This is a genomic window from Paraburkholderia sp. J8-2 (assembly GCF_905220195.1).
Classification (GTDB): Bacteria; Pseudomonadota; Gammaproteobacteria; order Burkholderiales; family Burkholderiaceae; genus Paraburkholderia.
In genome coordinates this window covers 105000-123489 of the sequence record NZ_CAJMZA010000015.1, presented here as the reverse complement: position 1 = coordinate 123489, position 18490 = coordinate 105000, and the positions used below count along the sequence as shown (strand labels likewise).

Below are 18490 nucleotides of genomic sequence, written 5' to 3'. Positions count from 1 at the left end.
TGACAGATGAGCTTCTTGGGCCACATCCGAATTGAGACAAGTCACTTATGTTGCGAACCGTCGAAGATAGCGGCTCGATGCCTTTCGGTCAAGCAAATATTGAGAACGCAGGCACGAACGTTGCGACATCGCGCACGCCTCGCGGCGCCCGCCAGGAGCCGACAGGGGCACCACGAAGGCATGCACCTCTATGATGCGAAGCATTCTCACAGCCTTCCTGCTACCCTGCCGGCGCGAAAATTTGCTAGGATCCGCGAGTTTTACGACTTTTTTCGAACGATTACGCGTACGCTGGCGGCGGCGCCCTGCAACGGATGGCATCAGACAAGGAACTCGCCGACTTTCTGGCGGGCGTCGAAAGACGCGCGTTCAAGCAGACGGTCTACGCCGTAAGGGACGACGACGCCTCGCTCGACATCGTGCAGGACGCGATGATCAAGCTCGCGGAAAAATACGGAGACCGCCCGGCCGCAGAACTCCCCCTGCTCTTTCAGCGTATTTTGCAAAATACGATGCACGACTATTTTCGTCGGCAGAAAGTACGCAATACTTGGGTGAGTCTGTTTTCGTCGCTCGGCAACGCCGATGACGAGGAGTTCGACCCCCTCGAGACCTTCGAGGCCGAGCAGGGCACGGCTGGCGCCGAAAGCAGCGAGCAGCAGATCGAGCGCGCTCAGGTGCTCCAGATGATCGACGACGAGATCCAGAAATTACCGGCACGTCAACGGGAGGCGTTTCTGATGCGTTACTGGGAGGATATGGATGTCGCCGAGACTGCCGCCGCAATGGGCTGCTCCGAAGGCAGCGTGAAAACGCACTGCTCCCGGGCCACCCACACGCTGGCGCAAGCGCTCAAGGCCAAAGGAATCACGCTATGAGCTCCGCCCTCGAAAATAAAGAACTAGAGTTCGTGCGGGAGATGCGTCGTGCGCTCGATGAGAGCGCCGCCAACCTGCCCGCTGGTACCACCGCCCGGCTCGCCGCCGCACGCAAGACCGCGCTCGCCCATAAAAAGGCAGAGGTCGTGCTCGTGCGCGCGCCGTCGCTCGCCGCAGCCGGCGTCGGCAGCCTGTCCGGCGCGCCGGCGCACCTGCCCGCGCGCCGCCGTTCTGCGTTCGCGCGCTTCGCGCTCGCCTGGCCGCTTGCGGCGCTCGTGGCGGGCCTCTTTGCCATTGCGTACTTCGAAGATCAGCAACGCACCGCTGAACTCGCCGATATCGACGCGGCCATGCTGAGCGACGACCTGCCGCTCACGGCCTACCTCGATCACGGGTTCAACGCGTATCTGACGCGCGCGCACTAAGGAAATCTGAGCAGGAGACCGACGGGGTGAGTTACAAGCGCGGCCTGGCCGTTGTCATTGGATCTGTGGTCGCGGCAGTCGTGTCGTATGTGGCGACCTACCCGCGCTTTCACCCCGAGCCGACTGGCGAAATCACCGCTGGCGCGGCCGCGCAAGTGAAAGCGCCCTCGGCCGACAATCCGATTGCGACCGCGTTCGCGCCGGCGCCTGGCGGCCAGTCCGACCCGCTCGCGTGGGCGCGCCTCAGTGAAGCGCAGCACGTCGCTCTCGCACCGTTCGCTGTTGAATGGGATCGCTTCAGCGACGAGCGTAAACGCAAATGGCTGAAGATCGCAGCACGTTATCCGAAGATGTCGACCGAAGCGCAAAAGCGCCTGCATGAACGCATGGCGGAATGGGTTGGCATGACGCCGGAGCAACGGCGCGTCGCGCGCGAAAACTACCAGGTGTCCAAGGAATTGCCGGCGCAGGCGCGCCAGCGCGCCTGGAAGGCTTACCAGCAGCTCCCCGAAGAGCAGAAAGAACGCCTTGCCGCGAGCGAGCACAAGCGCCGGCCCACCGTCGTGAGCGCCCCGCCGAGCGGCAACAAGAGCGAGATTCGCGATATTCAGCGCCTCGTCAACGAGCGCGATCATGGCGGCTTGCCGCATGCCCCCGCCGGCGTCACGGGTGCATCGGGCGCGGGCGGCGCGAGCAGCACGGGTTCAGGTCTCGCGCCCACGGCGCCTGGCACGCCGAGCGAGCCGCCGGCAGCTTCGTCGTTTGCGTCGGGCATTCCCGCCGCCGGCAGCTTCGTGCCGGCCACGCCGATTCCCGTCTCACCCGCCGAAGCACCCGCGGCGTTCAAGGGCTCCTGAAGCCTCCACCGGCGCTCACGCCCCCTCGTTAACCCCGCCGCAGCGTTCCGACCATTTCGTCGCGCGCGTTTTCGAGGTTATGCTTGGGCGTCCCGTCCCCGAACCGACGCCATCGTGTCCGAAAGCGCCCAAGCCGCCGCCCTGCCGTCCGCCGTCGTCTTCCCCGTTCAACCCGCGCCTGTTTCGATTCGCCGCCGCCTCGCCGCATTCGTCTACGAGAGCGTGCTGCTTTTCGGCGTCGTCTTTGCCGCCGGACTCGCGTTCAGCCTCGTCATGCAGCAGCGCAACGGCTACACGCATCACAACGCGATGGCGGCCTGGATCATCTCCGTGGCCGGCGTGTACTTCGTCGGCTTCTGGCACAAAGGCGGGCAAACACTGCCGATGAAAACCTGGCGCCTGCGTGTGATCGGCCCGGACGGCCAGCCGCCCACGCTCGCGCGAGCAGCATTGCGCTACCTCGCCGCGTGGCTGTGGTTCCTGCCGCCGCTCGTGCTGCATCCCCTGCTCAGTCTTTCCGTTCCGCACACGCTCGCTCTCGAAGCCGTCTGGTTCGCGCTCTGGGCCGCCAGCGCCCGCTTCTCCCACGACCGGCAGTTCCTTCACGACCGCATTGCGGGCACGCGCATTGTCGCAATTGCGCGACAACGCACGTCGGCGTAGCAGCCGCATCACCTTCTCCCTCGCGCCGGAAAAGCGCGGGCATGGCACCACCTGGGACTGCGTAACGAGACCTTCTCGTGACTGTCATGTTGCCGTCACGGCGGCATGGCGCAATGCGCGTATTCCAACCTGCCGCGCGCGCCATGGCCCAAAAGACGTCAGCGACCACCCTGTTCCGGCAGACCACCGGACGAGGCACCGATTCCGCCACGTTCCACCCGTCCCCCGGCGGAGCCACCTTTCCCGCCCCGCCCCTGCCGCCCGCTTCGTTCGACGACGCCTCCAGCAGCGGCTCCCACGACGACGATCACCCCGACCCCACCCGCTACCGCACGATCTGGCTGTCCGATATCCATCTCGGCACAGGCGGCTGCCAGGCCTCGTATCTGCTCGACTTTCTGCGCCACAACGAGTCGGAGTATCTGTACCTCGTGGGCGACATCATCGACGGATGGCAGTTGAAGAAGGGCTGGTACTGGCCGCAGGCGCACAACGACGTCGTGCAAAAGGTGTTGCGCAAGGCGCGCAAGGGCACCCAGGTCATCTACATTCCGGGCAACCACGACGAGAGCGCGCGCCAGTTCTGCAATCTCGCGTTCGGTGACATCCACGTGCGCGAGGAAGCCTTTCACACGACGCTTGCCGGCAAACGCCTGTGGGTCGTGCACGGCGATCTCTTCGACGGTGTGATCCAGCACGCCAAGTGGCTCGCCTATCTCGGCGACTCGGCCTATACGCTGATCCTTCTGCTCAACCGCTGGTTCAACCGCGTGCGCGCGAAGCTCGGCTTCCAGTACTGGTCGCTCTCGCAGTACCTCAAGCATCAGGTGAAGAACGCGGTGAACTTCATCTCCTCGTTCGAGCGCGTGATGACCGACGAGGCGCGCCGCCGCGGCTGCGACGGCGTGGTTTGCGGCCACATCCACAAGGCCGAGATCCGCGACATCGACGGCATTCTGTACTGCAACGACGGCGACTGGGTGGAAAGCCTTTCCGCGCTCGTCGAGACGTTCGAGGGCGAGTTGCGCATCGTCTACTGGACCGTGAAGCGCGCACCGGAAGCGCAGGTCTCGACACGCAAGGCGCGCGTGAGCGCCGTTTGAGAAACGACTACCGCTACGCAACTGCAGCCATAACCGCACTACGTAACGCCGAGAGGGCCGACGACCAATGAAAGTAATGATCGTGACCGATGCATGGGAGCCGCAGGTAAACGGCGTGGTTCGAACGCTGAAAAACACGACGCGCGAACTCATCGCGCTCGGACATCAGGTCGAACTGCTCACGCCGCTGGAGTTCCGCACGATACCGTGCCCCACGTACCCGGAAATCAAGCTCTCGCTGTTTCCGAAGCGACATCTGCGGGACCGCATTCGCGCGTTCGGCCCCGATGCCATCCACATCGCAACCGAAGGTCCGCTCGGACTCGCCGCGCGCCGCTACGCGATCGACCACGACCTGCCTTTCACGACCGCTTATCACACGCGCTTTCCCGAGTACGTGCAGGCGCGCTTCGGCGTACCGCTGTCCTTGACGTACCGTTTCCTGCGCTGGTTCCACAAGCCTTCGCTCGCGGTCATGGCGCCCACGCCCGTCGTCAAGACCGACCTCGAGAAGTTCGGCTTCACGAACGTCGTGCTGTGGACGCGCGGCGTGGACCTCGACATCTTCCGGCCGATGGAGTCGAAGGTGCTCAACACGGCGCGCCCCATCTTCCTCTATGTGGGCCGCGTAGCCGTGGAAAAGAACGTCGAGGCGTTTCTCAAGCTCGATCTGCCAGGCTCGAAATGGGTGTGCGGCGAAGGTCCGGCGCTCGCCGAGCTGAAGTCGCGCTATCCCCAGGCGAATTACCTGGGTGTCCTGAGCCAGCCCGAGCTTGCGAAGGTCTACGCCGCCGCCGACGTCTTCGTGTTCCCGAGCCGCACCGACACCTTCGGCCTCGTGCTGCTCGAAGCGCTCGCCTGCGGCACGCCGGTGGCCGCCTACCCGGTGACGGGCCCGATCGACGTGCTCGGCACGGGCGGCGCGGGCTCGATGAACGACGACCTGCGCGAAGCGTGTCTCGAAGCGTTGAAGATCGATCGCGCCGAGGCGCGCGCCTGGGCCGAGCGCTTCTCGTGGCGTGCGGCTTCGGAGCAATTCGCGGCGCATCTCAAGCCGCGCTCGCGCGCGACGATGGAGCCTTCCAGCGCTGCCGCCTGAGCACGAGGCCGGCCATGGTCCGCGCATCGATTGTCCGCGAGCGCGCCGGGGAGACGGACGACCCCGGCGCAACCGCCTCTCACGCGTGCGATACTGGGGTACTACCTGGCACCACCATGACGCCCCGTCCTCCGTCACCGCCGCATAGCGCCCAGGGCGCACACAATCCCAATTCGCCAGCCCGCCAAAGTGCGGGCGGCTCGACGCGTGCCGCGCGTACCGCCGAAGCGCTCGATCCGCGCGCGCCGGCTTCTGCCGCTAGTCCAGCTGCCGCACCCGGCGTCGAGCCGCAAACCGCATCGGTAAGCGAGCACGCCGCTCCTGTCGCGGCACGCGTAGCCCGACCGGAGCCGCCCGAGCCGCCGCACCTGCACGAACCGCTCGGCCCCGACGATCCGCTCGCTCCGTTGCCCTTTAACCCGTACAAGGGCAACCGTGGCATTACCCGCGCATGGAAGGCGCTCAAGTACTCGATCAAGGGCTTTCGCGCCGCCATCCGCGAGGAAAGCGCGTTTCGCCAGGAGCTCACGCTCGCGGCCATCCTCGTGCCCATCGGCGTGTTCATTCCGGTCGAGCCGGTCGAGCGTGTGCTGCTGCTCGGCTCGGTGATCCTGGTGCTGATCGTCGAGCTGCTCAATTCGAGCATCGAAAACGCCGTCGACCGCATCGGCCTCGAGCGCAACGAGCTTTCGGGCCGCGCCAAGGACCTGGGCAGCGCGGCCGTCACGCTCGCCTTGCTGCTCTGCGTGCTGACCTGGGGGCTGATCCTCGTACCCCGCTTCGGGCCCCTGCTGCTGCACGGAATCGGCGTACTCTAGTGCCCGAACACCCCCGTGTAGCGGGGCCCCGCCTCTGCCCCACGCTCTTGACAGGCGCAAGCTGTCGGTGCGCGCGGGCCGTCGGTTTATAATCGAACGACAGTCTTATAACGACCAACCACGTCCGGGCCGCGCGCACCGCAATATACAAGCGGGCGCCTCGCGCCCGGCACAGCATTTTCAGGGCCGGACGACATGGATGCCAAACCTCCCCGCCGTACACGTGAACGGATTCTCGAGTTGTCGTTGAAACTGTTCAATGAAATCGGCGAGCCGAACGTCACCACGACGACCATCGCCGAGGAAATGGAGATCAGTCCAGGCAACCTGTACTACCACTTCCGCAACAAAGACGACATCATCAACAGCATCTTCAGCCAGTTCGAGCAGGAGATCGAAAAGCGTCTGCGCTTTCCCGAAGACCATCGCGCCACCATCGACGAGATGTGGGCGTACTTGCAGTACATGGTGGACTTCACGTGGCGCTACCGCTTTCTCTATCGCGACCTGAACGACCTGCTCGCGCGCAACCGCACGCTGGAGATGCATTTCAAGCAGATCATCAGCCACAAGGTGCACTTCGCGAAGCAGTTCTGCGAGCAGCTCGTGGAAGACGGCGACATGGTCGCCACGCCCGCCGAGATCGACGTGATCTCGACCAACATTGGTGTGATCGCCACCTACTGGCTGTCGTACCAGTTCGTGATGAACCCGCGCAAGTACAACGACCAGGAAGCGATTCGCGACGAGTTGCACCAGGTGAGCGTGCAGATCGTCTCGCTGATGGCGCCGTATCTGCGCGGCCGCGCGCGCGAGCTGTTCGACGATCTCGTCTCGGGCAAGCTCCCGAAGCGCGAGTTCTACGACTACCTGCCGCCGCGCGAAGGCGCGGGCGCCGCCAAGGACAACCGCGAATAAAGGCCAAAGCCGAATGAAAGCAGTCTGCGTGTATTGCGGCTCCTCACCCGGAGCCAACCCGATTTATACCGAAGCCGCCCAGGCCTTTGGCCGCGCGCTCGTCGCCGCGAACCTCGCGCTCGTCTATGGCGGCGGCAAGGTCGGATTGATGGGCGTGATCGCCGACACCGTGATGGCGGGCGGCGGCCGCGCCATTGGCGTGATTCCCGAGCTGCTGGTGGACAAGGAAGTGGGCCATGCGGGCCTCACCGAGCTGCACGTCGTGCCCGACATGCACCATCGCAAGAAAATGATGGCCGACCTCTCGGACGCGTTCGTCGCGATGCCGGGCGGCGCGGGCACGCTCGAAGAGCTGTTCGAGGTCTACACGTGGGCGCAGCTCGGCTATCACCGCAAGCCGGTGGGCGTGCTGAACATCGGCGGCTTTTACGATCCGCTGATGTCGCTGCTCGACCACACGGTGCGCGAAGGCTTCATGCGCCAGACCTACCGCGACATGCTGCAAACCGATAGCGACCCCGCGGCGCTGATCGCCAAGCTTCAGCGCTACCACGCGCCCGAGAAGGACAAGTGGGCGGACTTGCGCGAGAACGTTTGATCTAGCCGCACGCTTCTGTTCCCTCGACAAACCGCAGTCACTACGATGAGTCCGTCGCAATGAGCAAGGTTGTCCTGATCACTGGCGCAAGCCGCGGCATTGGCCGCGCGACGGCGCGTCTGCTTGGCGCGCACGGCTGGACCGTGGGCGTCAACTATCTGCACAACGAACCGGCCGCCGACGAAACCGCCGCCGAAGTGGGCCGCGCAGGCGGCCACGCGCGCGTGCTGCGCGGCGACGTGGCGAACGAGGCGGACGTCATCGCGATGTTCGACGCGCTCGAATCGGCCTACGGCCGTATCGATGCGCTCGTGAACAACGCAGGCATCGTGGCGCCGGGCAGCCAGGTCGCCGACATGAGCGCCGAGCGCCTGAAGCGCATGTTCGACGTGAACGTGTATGGCGCGTTTCTGTGCGCACGTGAAGCGGCGCGGCGCATGTCGAAGGATCGCGGCGGCGACGGCGGCGCGATCGTCAACGTTTCTTCTGCTGCCGCGCGGCTGGGCTCGCCCAATGAATATGTCGACTATGCGTCGTCGAAGGGCGCGGTCGACACGATGACAATTGGACTGGCCAAGGAACTCGGCCCGCAAGGCGTGCGCGTGAACGCCGTGCGCCCGGGCCTCATCGACACCGAGATCCACGCGAGCGGCGGTCGCCCGGATCGCGCCGCCGTGCTTGGCGCGCAAACGCCGCTCGGCCGGCCCGGAAGCGCCGACGAAGTCGCGCAAACGATCGTGTGGTTGCTGAGCGACGCTGCGTCCTACGTCACGGGCGCGCTGCTCGACGTGAGCGGCGGGCGCTGAAGCCGAGCGCCGGACTCAGCTAGAACGACGAACCGCGTTCGCGCAGGAACGCGGTCTCTTCGTCGGTGGACACGCGGCCCAGTTGCGCATTGCGATGGGGAAAGCGCCCAAAGCGCTCGATGACGTTCGCGTGGCGCACTGCGTAATCGTAGTAGCCCTGCCCTTCAGGATCTTTCGCCAGCTCGCCGAAAAGCCGCAGCGATTCGCGCTGCGCTTCGGCGCTTTCGGCATGCTCGAACGGCAGATAGGCGAACGAGCGGTGCTGCAGCGTGGGCAGGCGCAGATCCGCGCCGCTCGCCACCATCGCGCGCGCAATGCCGAGCGCCTTGTCGTCCGCGGAGAACGCGTGCGGCGTGCCGCGATGGCAGTTGCGCGAAAACTGGTCGAGCACGATCACGAGCGCGAGCGCGCCTTCGGGTGTTTCGCACCATGCGTCGAGTTCGCCCGCGCAAGCGGCGTCGAGCAGCGCGCCGAAGCGTTCGCGCAGCCCGGCGTCGAACGCTGCGTTCTTGCGGAACCACATCTTCCGCTCGCGGCCGAACGCCTCCGAACCCGGGGCGCCGAACCAGAAGTCGAGCACCTCGCGCGCTCGCGCGTCGAGATGCATTACGCCAGTTCCAGCACGAGACGCCGCGTGCGCGCGCTCTTCTTCTCGAGCTTCGCCACGCGCAGCGCGCCGATCTCCTGCGTGTTGCGCACGTGCGTGCCGCCGCAAGGCTGCAAATCGACGCTCTCGATGCGCAAGAGCCGCACACGGCCCAAGCCCATCGGCGGCTTCACGCTCATCGTGCGCACGAGTTCGGGGCGTTGCGCCATCTCTTCGTCGGTGATCCATTCGGTCGCCACCGCATGCGCGCCCGACACGAGTTCGGCAAGCCGCGCCTCCACCATGTCGCGCTCGATCGGCTCGACCGTGGCGAAATCGAGGCGCGCATAGTCGGTCGTGATGCTGCAGCCGTCCACGGGGTACGGCAGCACCGCGCACATCAGATGGCTCGCCGTATGCAGGCGCATGTGCCGGTGGCGGCGCGCCCAGTCGATCTCGGCGCGCACGCGCTCTCCGGCGGCGAGGCGCGCGAGCAGCGCTTCCTGGCCGGGCGCGGGAACGTGCAGCGCGTCGTCGGGCGTCGCGCCTTCGAACTTCGCCTTGCGGGTGTCGGCAATCTCGATGCGCGTGCCGTCGGCGAGCACCAGCGCGCCGGCGTCGCCGGCCTGGCCGCCGCCGAGCGGATAGAACACGGTCTGGTCGAGCCGCACGCCGTCCTCGCCAACGGCAAGCACGGTCGCTTCGCACTGCGTGAGATAGGCGTCTTCGCGAAAGAGCGCGCGGGTGGTCGTCATCGTGGGTGTCTCCTTGTTTTGCTGACGGCTGGCCGCGCAACGGCGGCCGCGAGCCAAAGGGGCATTATGGCCGCCTCGTGAAACACCCCGCTGGACGGCCGCGACGCGCCAGCGCCTGACTGTACCGGCCCACGGACCGGCACAATCGGGCGCGGCGAATCAACCCGGGTGATTGCGCATCCAGTCGGCGGTATCGAAGAACGAGTGCAGCAGGCGCTCGCGCAGCGGCTCCGGCAGGCCCACGTCTTCCATCGCCCACGCCATGCAGCGCAGCCACTGGTCGCGCTCGGACGAGGCGATCGCGAACGGCAAATGGCGCGCGCGCAAACGCGGATGACCGAAGCGCTCGATGTAATGGTCCGGGCCGCCAAGCCAGCCGCAGAGGAACCAGAACAGCTTGTCGCGCGAACCGTCGAGCGTTTGCGGGTGCATCGCGCGAATGCCCGCAAAGTCGGCCTCGAGGTCCATCAGGTCATAAAAACGGTCGACGAGCTCGCGCACGCGCGCCTCGCCGCCGACGAGTTCGAAGGCCGTGGGTTTCTGCGGCGCTTCGTCGGCTGGATCGGTCATACGGTTGAATCAGAACAAAAAGAGGGACGGCAACACATTGCCGGAAACCAACAATTCTCGCATAGCGGCGCGTGGCGGCGGGTTGTCGCCTCGCGCCTCAGGCGTCGCGCAGCGACTGCAGCGCCGGCCGCGCGAGCACGTGCCGCAGGCTGATCCACCCGCCCACGCCTGCGCACACCACGCCAGCGGCGATGCCGGCCGGGAAGAGCCACGGATCGAACGGGAGATAGAACAGAAACACGTGCGTGGCGAGCACCGAGCCGATCGCCTGCGCGCCGATCGCCGCCAAGAGCCCCGCGAGCGCCCCCACCGAGATGAATTCGGCCACTTGCACCGCGCGCACCTGCTGGTGCGATGCCCCGAGCGCGCGCAGCAGCGCCGACTCGCGCATGCGCTCGTCGCGCGTGCCCGCGAGCGCCGCGTAGAGCACCAGCACGCCGGCGGCGAGCGTAAAGAGAAAGAGGAACTGCACCGCGCCGATCACCTGCTCGAGCACGCGCTCGATCTGCGCGAGAATCGGCGCGATGTCGATCGCGGTGACGTTGGGATAGCGCGCGACGAGACCGTCCACGACCTCGCGCTGCCCAGGCGGCAGGTGAAAGCTCGTGATGTAGGTCGCCGGAAAATCGCGCAACAGCCCGGGCGGCATCAGCACGAAGAAGTTGACCTTGAACGAGCCCCAGTCGAGCTTGCGCACGCTCGTCACGGGCGCCGTGACTTCGAGGCCGGTCACATCGAACTTGAGCACGTCGCCGGGCTTCACGTTGATGAGCTTCGCGAGACCCTGCTCGATCGAAAGCTGCGGTGTGCCCGAATCGCCATACCAGGTGCCCGCCTCGATGCGGTTGTCGTCGGGCAGCTTCGTCGTGTACGAGAGATTGAACTCGCGATCCACCAGGCGGCGCGCATCCTCGCTCTTGTACGAGTCGGGATTCACCGGCTTGCCGTTGATCGAGATGAGACGCCCGCGCACCATCGGCTGGAGATCGCTGTCGTTGGCCCCGGCAATGCCATGCGCGCGCAGCCAGGCCGCCACGGCGTCGCGCTGGTCGGGCTGGATGTCGATGAGGAACTCGTTGGGTGCGTCCGGCGGCGTGGACTTGCGCCAGCCATCTACAAGGTCGTTGCGCGTCATCGCGATCAGCAACAGGCACATGAGGCCGATGGCGAGCGCCGTGATCTGCAGCGCGCTTGCGCCCGGCCGCCGTTCGAGCGACGCCAGCGCATAGCGCCAGCCCACACCCGCGCGCGCCTGGCCGGACAGTCGCCCGCTGCGCGCCACGCGCGCCGCACACCAAAGCGCCGCGCGCGCCACGCAGGCGAACACGAGCAGTCCGATCGCGAAGCCGCCCGCGACGATGCCGCCCAGCTTCAACTCCCCCGCCGCGATCACGAGCAGCCCCGCAAAGAGCGCAATGCCGACGCCATACGCCGCCCATGCGGCGCGCCCTTCGTCGCCCCACTCGCGGCGCAGCACGCGCACCGGCGGCACGCGCGTGAGCGGCAAGAGCGGCGGCAGCGCGAAGCCGAGCAGCAACACGAGGCCCGCGGCGATGCCTTCGAGCACGGGCAGCGGCCCGGGCTGCGGCAGCACGACGTCGATGAGATTGCCGAGCCACGCCAGCAGCGCGAGGTGGCCCGCGTAGCCGAGCGCGACGCCTACCGCACCGCCCGCGAGCCCGAGCCCCGCGAACTCCAGCACGAAGAGCGTGCGCAGCGTGCGTTGACTCGCGCCGAGGCAGCGCATCGCGGCGCACGCATCGAGATGGCGGCGCGTGTAGCGATGCGCGGCCATCGCGATCGCCACGGCCGCGAGCAGCGCCGTGAGCAGCGAAACGAGCGTGAGGAAGTGGCGCGCGCGGTCGAGCGTCTCGCGCACCTGCGGCTGGCCGTCCTGGAGCGATTCGAGCGCGACGCCACGCATCTTCCCGCCATCCACACGCTCGCGCGACCAGGCCGCGAACTGCGCGACGGCCGGATCGGCGCCCGCCACGAGCAGGCGATAGGTCACGCGGCTGCCATAGCCGAGCAGCCCCGTCGACGCGACTTCGTCCGCGCGCATCATGAGGCGCGGCGAGAAGTTCACGAAGGAAAAGCCACGGTCGAGTTCTTTGGTAATGAGCGCGTTCACGGTGAAAGTGCGCGTGCCGACCTTCACCGTGTCGCCAATATGCAGCTTGAGCGCTTCGAGCAGTTCGTCGTCCACCCAGACGGTGCCGGGTGGCGGAATGCCCTGCGCCGCATGATCGGGCGCGCCCGGCGCCGCGGCGATGCGCAGCGCACCGCGCAGCGGATAGTCCGCCGACACGGCTTTGATGGCGGCAAGGCGCGTGGCCGTTGCGCCAGGAGCGGCGGAAGCGCCCGCCCCCGAACCCACCATGCTCGGAAAGATCGCCGTGGTCGCCGTGCGCAGCGAGAGCGACTGCGCCTCGCGCGCAAACATCGGATCGACGGGGTGATCGGCGCGCACGATGAAATCGGCGGCGATCATGCGCCGGGCGTCGCGTTCGAGACCGCGCTGCAGGCGGTCAGCGAGAAAGCCGACGCTGGCGAGCGCCGCCACGGCGAGCACGAGCGCGAGCAGCAGCATGGTCAGTTCGCCCGCGCGCCAATCGCGTGCCGTCATGCGCGCGGCAAGATGCACGAGATCGGACCAGCTTGGGGTCGTACGCACGGCCACGGGCCCACGACCGCCCTGGCCGCCGCCGGTTGCGCCCGGCGGATCAGCCTGCACAAAGCCCGGGCCGCCTTCGCTGCGCGGCGGCTTTGCGTTAGAAGAAGAAGGCGCGCCGCCGCTCAATCGTGACGACCCCGCAACGAAAGACGCGAAACCATGTGCGTCGCCATGCCGCGAAAACCGCCTTGCACGCCGCGCCACAGGCGTGGCAGCGCCCAGGCCGCGAGCACGAGAAAGGCCACGAGCATGACGAGGAACAGCAGCGGCACGAAGAACGCGAGCAGCACACCCACGAAGGTCATGCCGTCCTCGGCGCTCGACGTGACGACGTTCGACACCGGTTCGGGAGAAAGATTGATGAGCGCGCGCGTGCCCGCCTTGGCGAGATGCGCCGTGCCTGCGAGCGTGCCGCCCGCCAGCGCGGCGACGGTCAAGAGTGCCGGATCGGCGTGGCCGAGCGCGCCGGCCGCCAGCACGGCCCCGGCCGGAATGCGGATGAAGGTATGCACCGCGTCCCAGAGCGAGTCGAACGCGGGGATCTTGTCGGCGAGGAATTCGAGCACCGTGAGCGCGGCGGCGATGCCGATCACCCATGGCGAAGCGAGCACGGCAAGCGTGTCGGGGAGGTGAATCAGGCCAAGACGTTGCAGTACGCCGGCCATCAGCACCGTAAGGTAGAGGCGCAGGCCGCTGCCCCAGGACAGGCCCGCTGCTAGCGAAAGTGGTTCCAGCATGGCTGCCTCCTCGCGCGGCGCGGCCGGGGCGCCGGCGCTCCACGCGCGAAACGGGAGAGCAGGCGCTGTGCGCACGCGCTCGCCGCTGATGCGGCGCGGAGTGTTATCGGGTTATGACCGTTCCATTATAGCCACGCTCGCTGCGGTGCCGCAGCGGTGTTGCGCGGCCGCGGCACTCGGTCGGAGCCGCGGTATGCATAGCGAATTGGATCAAGCCGCCGAAGAAAGCTTGAGACCGATGAGGCCAAGCACGATCAGCGCGGCGCTCGCCACACGCGCGGCGCTCACGGCCTCCCCCATCATGACGATGCCGAACACGAACGCGCCGACCGCGCCAATGCCCGTCCACACCGCATAGGCGGTGCCGAGCGGCAATTGACGCATGGCCATGGCGAGCAGCACGAAGCTGCCCAGCGCCGTGACCACGGTGAACACCGACGGCCAGAGCCGCGTGAATCCTTCGGAAGATTTGAGACCGGCGGCCCACGCCACTTCGAGCAGGCCAGCGATGAGAAGAAGAAACCAGGACATGGGGACGCTCCATTCAAAAATGGGGCCGTCCCCGATGACCAAATAAACTGCAAGGCCGTCCTTACAGAAGTGTAATTATAGCACCAGCGCGGTGCAGGCTCACTGCACGCCGACCAGCCGATACCCCACGCCTGTCTCCGTGACGATGTGCTCGGGCTGCGCGGGATCGCGCTCCAATTTCTGCCGCAGATGCGCCATATAGATCCGCAGGTAGTGGCTGCTCTCCACATGCGACGGCCCCCATACCTCGCGCAAAAGCTGCCGGTGCGTCAGCACGCGCCCGGCGTCGCGCACGAGCGTAGCGAGCAGGCGGTACTCGATAGGCGTGAGATGCACGGGCGCGCCTTCGCGCGTCACCTGGCGCAGCGCGAGGTCGACGTTCACCGCGCCGAAGCTCACCTGCGGCGCTTCGTTCGCCCCGCCGCGGTTGCGCCTGCGCAGTTGCGCCCGGATGCGCGCCAGCAACTCGGACACGCCGAACGGCTTGGTCAGGTAGTCGTCGGCGCCAGCGTCGAGTGCGGCCACCTTCTCGCTTTCCTGGGTGCGCGCCGAAAGCACGATGACGGGCAGATCGCTCCAGCCGCGCAGCTCGCGGATCACGTCGAGGCCGTCGGTGTCGGGCAGGCCCAGATCGACGATCACGAGGTCGGGCTTGCGCGTGGCGGCCTCGACGAGGCCCTGCTTGCCGGTCTCGGCGTCGTGCACCACGAAGCCCTCGCCCTCGAGCGTGGCGCGCACGAATCGGCGAATCTGTTTTTCGTCTTCGATCAGAACAACGGCGATGCTCGGGTCACTCATTTGCGGGTTTGGGATCGAAGGTTTTTTCGGGGGCGGCCATCCGTGGGGCGGCCATCCGTGGGACGGCCATCCGTGGGGCCGATTCGCCGCTGACGGGTTCAGTCGCGCTCGCGCGTTGCGCGTCGCCGGACGGCTCAAGCGGCTCCAGCGGATCGAGCGCTTCATGCATCTCCGACGTATCGTTCACATCGGCGGGCAGCGGCGGCGGCGACTCCACGGGCAGCGCAAACCAGAACGTCGCGCCTTCCACATGGCCGTCGGCCGCGACGCGATTAGCCGCGCCGATTGTACCCCCGTGCGCTTCGACGATCGCCCGGCAGATGGCGAGTCCGAGCCCGATGCCGGGCTTGGCCGACTCCTTCTCGCCACGCGTGAACTTCTCGAACACGCGCTCGCCCATGCCGGGCGGCAAACCCGGCCCGTTGTCCTCGATGGAAACGCGCACGAACGGCTGGCCGCCCTCCTCCACGCGGCGCGCCGCGATGGTGAGCGGCGTGTCGGCGGGCGTGTATTTGGCCGCGTTCTCCAGCAGGTTCGAAAAGAGCCGCTCCATCAGCACGGCGTCGAGCTGGAGCAGCGGCAAGCCCTCCTCCAGCTTCACCTGGACCGGGTGCCGCGCAAGCACGCGGCGGCAAGCGGCGAGCGCCGCGCCCACGGTTTCCTCGAGCAACGTCCATTGTCGATTGAGCTTGAGGCTGCCGGCCTGCAGGCGCGCCATGTCGAGCAGGTTCGTGACGATGCCCGTCATGCGCAGCGCCTCGTCGTGAATTGCCTCGATCAACTCGCCCGAGCGGGGGTCTTGGGCCTCCTCGGGCTCATGAGTTTGCGCAAGCATCGACGAGAAGCCGACGATCGCCGTGAGCGGCGTGCGCAGGTCGTGCGAAATGGCCGAGAGCAGCGAGTTGCGCAGGCGCTCCGACTCCATGTTGACGAGCGCGTCGCGCGCGATGTCCACGTAGTGCACACGCTCGAGCGCGAGCGCGATTTGCGCGGCGAACGCGTCGAGCATGCGCTGCTGCTCGGGCACCTGGAGCTCGCGCGTGTCGCGCGTCACGACCGCGAGCACGCCGCGCGTGCGCATTGGCGCCTTGAGCGGCAAGTAGCGCGCAGCCGTGGCCGGCAGCGTATCGGTGCCGTGGCCTGCTGGCTTTTGCTGGTCGTACACCCACTGGCCCACGTCGATGTCGAGGTTTTCGGCGTCGAGCATGATCTTCGGATCGGGCTCTTCGATCTTCTGCTGCACCTTGTCGGCGCTATCGGGCAACAGCAGCGCCACGCGCGCGCCGAACACCTCGCTCACGTGACGGCTGCCGATCGCCACAATCTGCTCCGTGGTGAGCGCCGCGGCCAGCTCGCGCGCCATCGCGTACATCGCACCCGTGCGCTGCTCGCGCCGCTGCGCGACGCTCGCCTCGCGGCGCAGGCTCGACGTGAGATGGCTGATGACGAGCGAAGTGAGCAGCATGCCGACGAAGGTCAGCAGATATTGCGTGTCCGTCACCGAAAACGACATGCGCGGCGGCACGAAGAAAAAGTCGTACGCCGCGACGCTCGCAAACGAGAGCATGACGCCCGGCCCGCGCCCGAGCTTCGTCGCCGCGAAGATCACGCCGAGCAGATACAGCATGACGAGATTCGCGAGGTCGATGCGGTCGATCAGTTGGCTCGCGATGAGCGTCACGCATGCACAGATCACGAGCGCGGCCGCGTACGCGCGCGGCGGCGAGCGCTCCGCCCCGCCCGCCGCGAGCGCCTCACGCCATGCGTTGGCGGCGCGTGTTGCGGCGCTGACCGCGCCTGCCTCGCTGCCCGGGCGGACCGCGTCGCCCGCACTCGCGCGCACGAGCGTGAGATCGACGTCGCCGGCTTTTTCGGCCAGGCGCTCGCCGAACGGGCGCTTCACCCAGCGCGAAAAGCCCGTGCGCAACGAGCCGCCCGCCACGAGCTTCGACACGTTGCGCAGCCGCGCGTAGCCGACGAGTGTCGTCGCGGCGTCCTCGCCCGCGAGCGTCGCCGTTTCGGCGCCGAGTTCGGAGGCGAGCTTGAGCGCGCCGAGCGTACGCTCACGCGTCGCATCGGGCAGGCGCTGGAGCTTCGGCGTCTCCACATATACGGCGATCCAGTCGGCCTTCAGGCTCGCGGCGAGCCGCGCGGCGGCGCGCACCAGCGCGTTCGCCTCGGGCCCCGGCCCGACGCAGACGAGAAGGCGCTCGCGCGCCTGCCAGACATGCTGGATCGAGCGGTCGGCGCGATACTCGCGCATCTGCGCGTCCACGCGGTCGGCCGTGCGGCGCAGCGCCAGCTCGCGCAGCGCGATCAGGTTGCCCTTGCGAAAGAAGTTGCGCACCGCGCGCTCGGCCTGCGCCGGCATGTAGACCTTGCCGTCGCGCATGCGGTCGAGCAGTTCTTCGGCGGGCAGGTCGACGAGTGTGACTTCATCGGCACGGTCGAACACTCGGTCGGGTACGGTCTCCCACACGCGAATGCCGGTGATCTGCCCCACCACGTCGTTGAGGCTTTCGAGGTGCTGCACATTGACGGTCGTGTAGACGTCGATGCCCGCGTCGAGCAGCTCGTACACGTCCTGCCAGCGCTTCATGTGACGCGCGCCGGCCACGTTCGAATGCGCGAGTTCGTCGACGAGCACGAGTTGCGGCTTGCGCTCGAGCGCGGCGTCGAGATCGAATTCTTCGAGCAGACGCCCGCGATAGGCAATGCGCTGACGCGGCATGACGTCGAGGCCGGCGGTGAGCGCGGCGGTCTCGCTGCGGCCATGCGTCTCGACGATGCCGACCACCACATCCACGCCCTCCTCGGCGCGGCGGCGCGCAGCCTGCAGCATTGCATAGGTCTTGCCGACGCCCGCCGACGCGCCGAAAAAAATCTTCAGCTTGCCGCGGCGGCGTTTTTCTTCGTCGCGCTGCAGGCGGTCGAGCAGTTCGTCGGGATCGGGGCGGTTCATGCGGAAGCCGGAATGGAATTCACGTGGATTGCACCTGGGGCACAAAAGATCGTCTCACCGTGGCGCGGAAATGGCAAACCGCACGCCCGACGCGCAAGGCGTCGAGCGTGCGTTGCGGCGTGGCAATGGTCGCTCAGCCAACCTCTTTGCCGTCGAGCGCGAGGTTCAGCTCGAGCACGTTCACGCGCGCCTCGCCGAACAGGCCGAACTGACGGCCCTTCGTGTAGCGGTCCACGAGCGCCTGGACGTCGTTCGCGCTCAGGTGGCGCGCCTGCGCCACGCGCGCCACCTGGTACGCGGCGGCTGCCGGCGAGATCTCCGGGTCGAGGCCGCTGCCCGAGGACGTCACGAGGTCGGCGGGTATGGGCTGCGAGACATCGGTGCCCGCTGCCTTCAAGGCGTCGATGCGGCCTTTGATCTCGTCGGCGAGCGCCGGGTTGGTCGGCCCGAGGTTCGAGGCGCCCGAACCCGTCGCGTTGTACGGCATGGGCGAGGTGGCCGAGAGACGGCCCCAGAAGTACTGGGGCGCATCGAACTGCTGGCCGATGAGCGCGCTGCCCACCACCTTGCCGTCGACTTCGACGAGGCTGCCGTTGGCCTGGCGATGGAACGCGGCCTGGCCGAATGCGGTCATCACGGCCGGATACACGAGGCCGGTGATGACCGTCAGCACGGCGAAGATCACGATCAGAGGACGAAACTGCGATTTCAT

Annotated in this window: 19 protein-coding genes; 10 read left to right on the top strand and 9 right to left on the bottom strand. The window is 67.2% G+C overall.

The window, feature by feature from the left end; translation table 11 throughout:
• The first annotated feature begins 314 nt into the window (after positions 1-314).
• The 10 genes from U5A52_RS27280 to U5A52_RS27235 all read left to right on the top strand — a co-directional run bounded on the left by U5A52_RS27280 (position 315) and on the right by U5A52_RS27235 (position 8165).
• Entirely contained in the window at positions 315-878 is a 564-nt protein-coding gene (locus U5A52_RS27280) for an RNA polymerase sigma factor (RefSeq protein WP_069265288.1), read from the top strand.
• Positions 875-1303: a DUF3619 family protein gene (locus U5A52_RS27275; protein WP_321936847.1), complete on the top strand. Its 429-nt coding sequence runs from the start codon at positions 875-877 to the stop codon at positions 1301-1303. Before U5A52_RS27280 ends, U5A52_RS27275 begins: the two co-directional genes overlap by 4 nt.
• Positions 1304-1329: 26 nt before the next feature.
• Positions 1330-2160 (top strand): DUF3106 domain-containing protein, encoded by an 831-nt coding sequence (locus tag U5A52_RS27270; protein ID WP_321936845.1) that lies wholly within the window; start codon positions 1330-1332, stop codon positions 2158-2160.
• 114 nt (positions 2161-2274) lie between these two features.
• Entirely contained in the window at positions 2275-2823 is a 549-nt protein-coding gene (locus tag U5A52_RS27265) for an RDD family protein (RefSeq protein ID WP_415774063.1), read from the top strand.
• 143 nt (positions 2824-2966) lie between these two features.
• Complete coding sequence (locus U5A52_RS27260) at positions 2967-3926, top strand: UDP-2,3-diacylglucosamine diphosphatase (RefSeq protein ID WP_321914681.1); 960 nt, start codon at positions 2967-2969, stop codon at positions 3924-3926.
• A gap of 67 nt (positions 3927-3993) precedes the next feature.
• Entirely contained in the window at positions 3994-5025 is a 1032-nt protein-coding gene (locus U5A52_RS27255) for a glycosyltransferase family 1 protein (RefSeq protein WP_321914682.1), read from the top strand.
• A gap of 116 nt (positions 5026-5141) precedes the next feature.
• Complete coding sequence (locus tag U5A52_RS27250) at positions 5142-5843, top strand: diacylglycerol kinase (protein WP_321936843.1); 702 nt, start codon at positions 5142-5144, stop codon at positions 5841-5843.
• Between the two features lie 195 nt (positions 5844-6038).
• Positions 6039-6761, top strand: coding sequence for a TetR/AcrR family transcriptional regulator (locus tag U5A52_RS27245; RefSeq protein ID WP_158757374.1), 723 nt, complete (start codon positions 6039-6041; stop codon positions 6759-6761).
• 13 nt (positions 6762-6774) lie between these two features.
• Positions 6775-7359 (top strand): TIGR00730 family Rossman fold protein, encoded by a 585-nt coding sequence (locus tag U5A52_RS27240; protein WP_321914684.1) that lies wholly within the window; start codon positions 6775-6777, stop codon positions 7357-7359.
• A gap of 59 nt (positions 7360-7418) precedes the next feature.
• Positions 7419-8165, top strand: coding sequence for an SDR family oxidoreductase (locus U5A52_RS27235; RefSeq protein ID WP_321914685.1), 747 nt, complete (start codon positions 7419-7421; stop codon positions 8163-8165).
• A gap of 19 nt (positions 8166-8184) precedes the next feature.
• Here the strand turns inward: U5A52_RS27235 and U5A52_RS27230 are convergent, their stop codons facing one another.
• The 9 genes from U5A52_RS27230 to kdpC all read right to left on the bottom strand — a co-directional run bounded on the left by U5A52_RS27230 (position 8185) and on the right by kdpC (position 18490).
• Positions 8185-8772, bottom strand: a complete 588-nt coding sequence (locus U5A52_RS27230; protein ID WP_321936841.1) for a DUF924 family protein — start codon at positions 8770-8772, stop codon at positions 8185-8187.
• Positions 8772-9506: an alanyl-tRNA editing protein gene (locus U5A52_RS27225; protein WP_321914687.1), complete on the bottom strand. Its 735-nt coding sequence runs from the start codon at positions 9504-9506 to the stop codon at positions 8772-8774. Before U5A52_RS27225 ends, U5A52_RS27230 begins: the two co-directional genes overlap by 1 nt.
• A 159-nt stretch (positions 9507-9665) precedes the next feature.
• Positions 9666-10076 carry a group II truncated hemoglobin gene (locus tag U5A52_RS27220; protein WP_158757369.1) on the bottom strand — a complete coding sequence of 137 codons (411 nt, stop codon included), beginning with the start codon at positions 10074-10076 and terminating at the stop codon, positions 9666-9668.
• 97 nt (positions 10077-10173) lie between these two features.
• Positions 10174-12702, bottom strand: a complete 2529-nt coding sequence (locus U5A52_RS27215) for an ABC transporter permease (RefSeq protein ID WP_321936879.1) — start codon at positions 12700-12702, stop codon at positions 10174-10176.
• Between the two features lie 170 nt (positions 12703-12872).
• Positions 12873-13487, bottom strand: coding sequence for a DUF4126 domain-containing protein (locus tag U5A52_RS27210; protein ID WP_042272294.1), 615 nt, complete (start codon positions 13485-13487; stop codon positions 12873-12875).
• 210 nt (positions 13488-13697) lie between these two features.
• Complete coding sequence (sugE, locus tag U5A52_RS27205; RefSeq protein WP_254319094.1) at positions 13698-14018, bottom strand: quaternary ammonium compound efflux SMR transporter SugE; 321 nt, start codon at positions 14016-14018, stop codon at positions 13698-13700.
• 99 nt (positions 14019-14117) lie between these two features.
• Entirely contained in the window at positions 14118-14816 is a 699-nt protein-coding gene (gene kdpE, locus U5A52_RS27200) for a two-component system response regulator KdpE (RefSeq protein WP_321914688.1), read from the bottom strand.
• Positions 14809-17778: a sensor histidine kinase KdpD gene (locus tag U5A52_RS27195; protein ID WP_321936838.1), complete on the bottom strand. Its 2970-nt coding sequence runs from the start codon at positions 17776-17778 to the stop codon at positions 14809-14811. Before U5A52_RS27195 ends, kdpE begins: the two co-directional genes overlap by 8 nt.
• 133 nt (positions 17779-17911) lie before the next feature.
• The gene (kdpC, locus tag U5A52_RS27190; RefSeq protein WP_321936836.1) at positions 17912-18490 is read right to left on the bottom strand and encodes a potassium-transporting ATPase subunit KdpC; all 579 of its coding nucleotides are present in this window, start codon (positions 18488-18490) and stop codon (positions 17912-17914) included.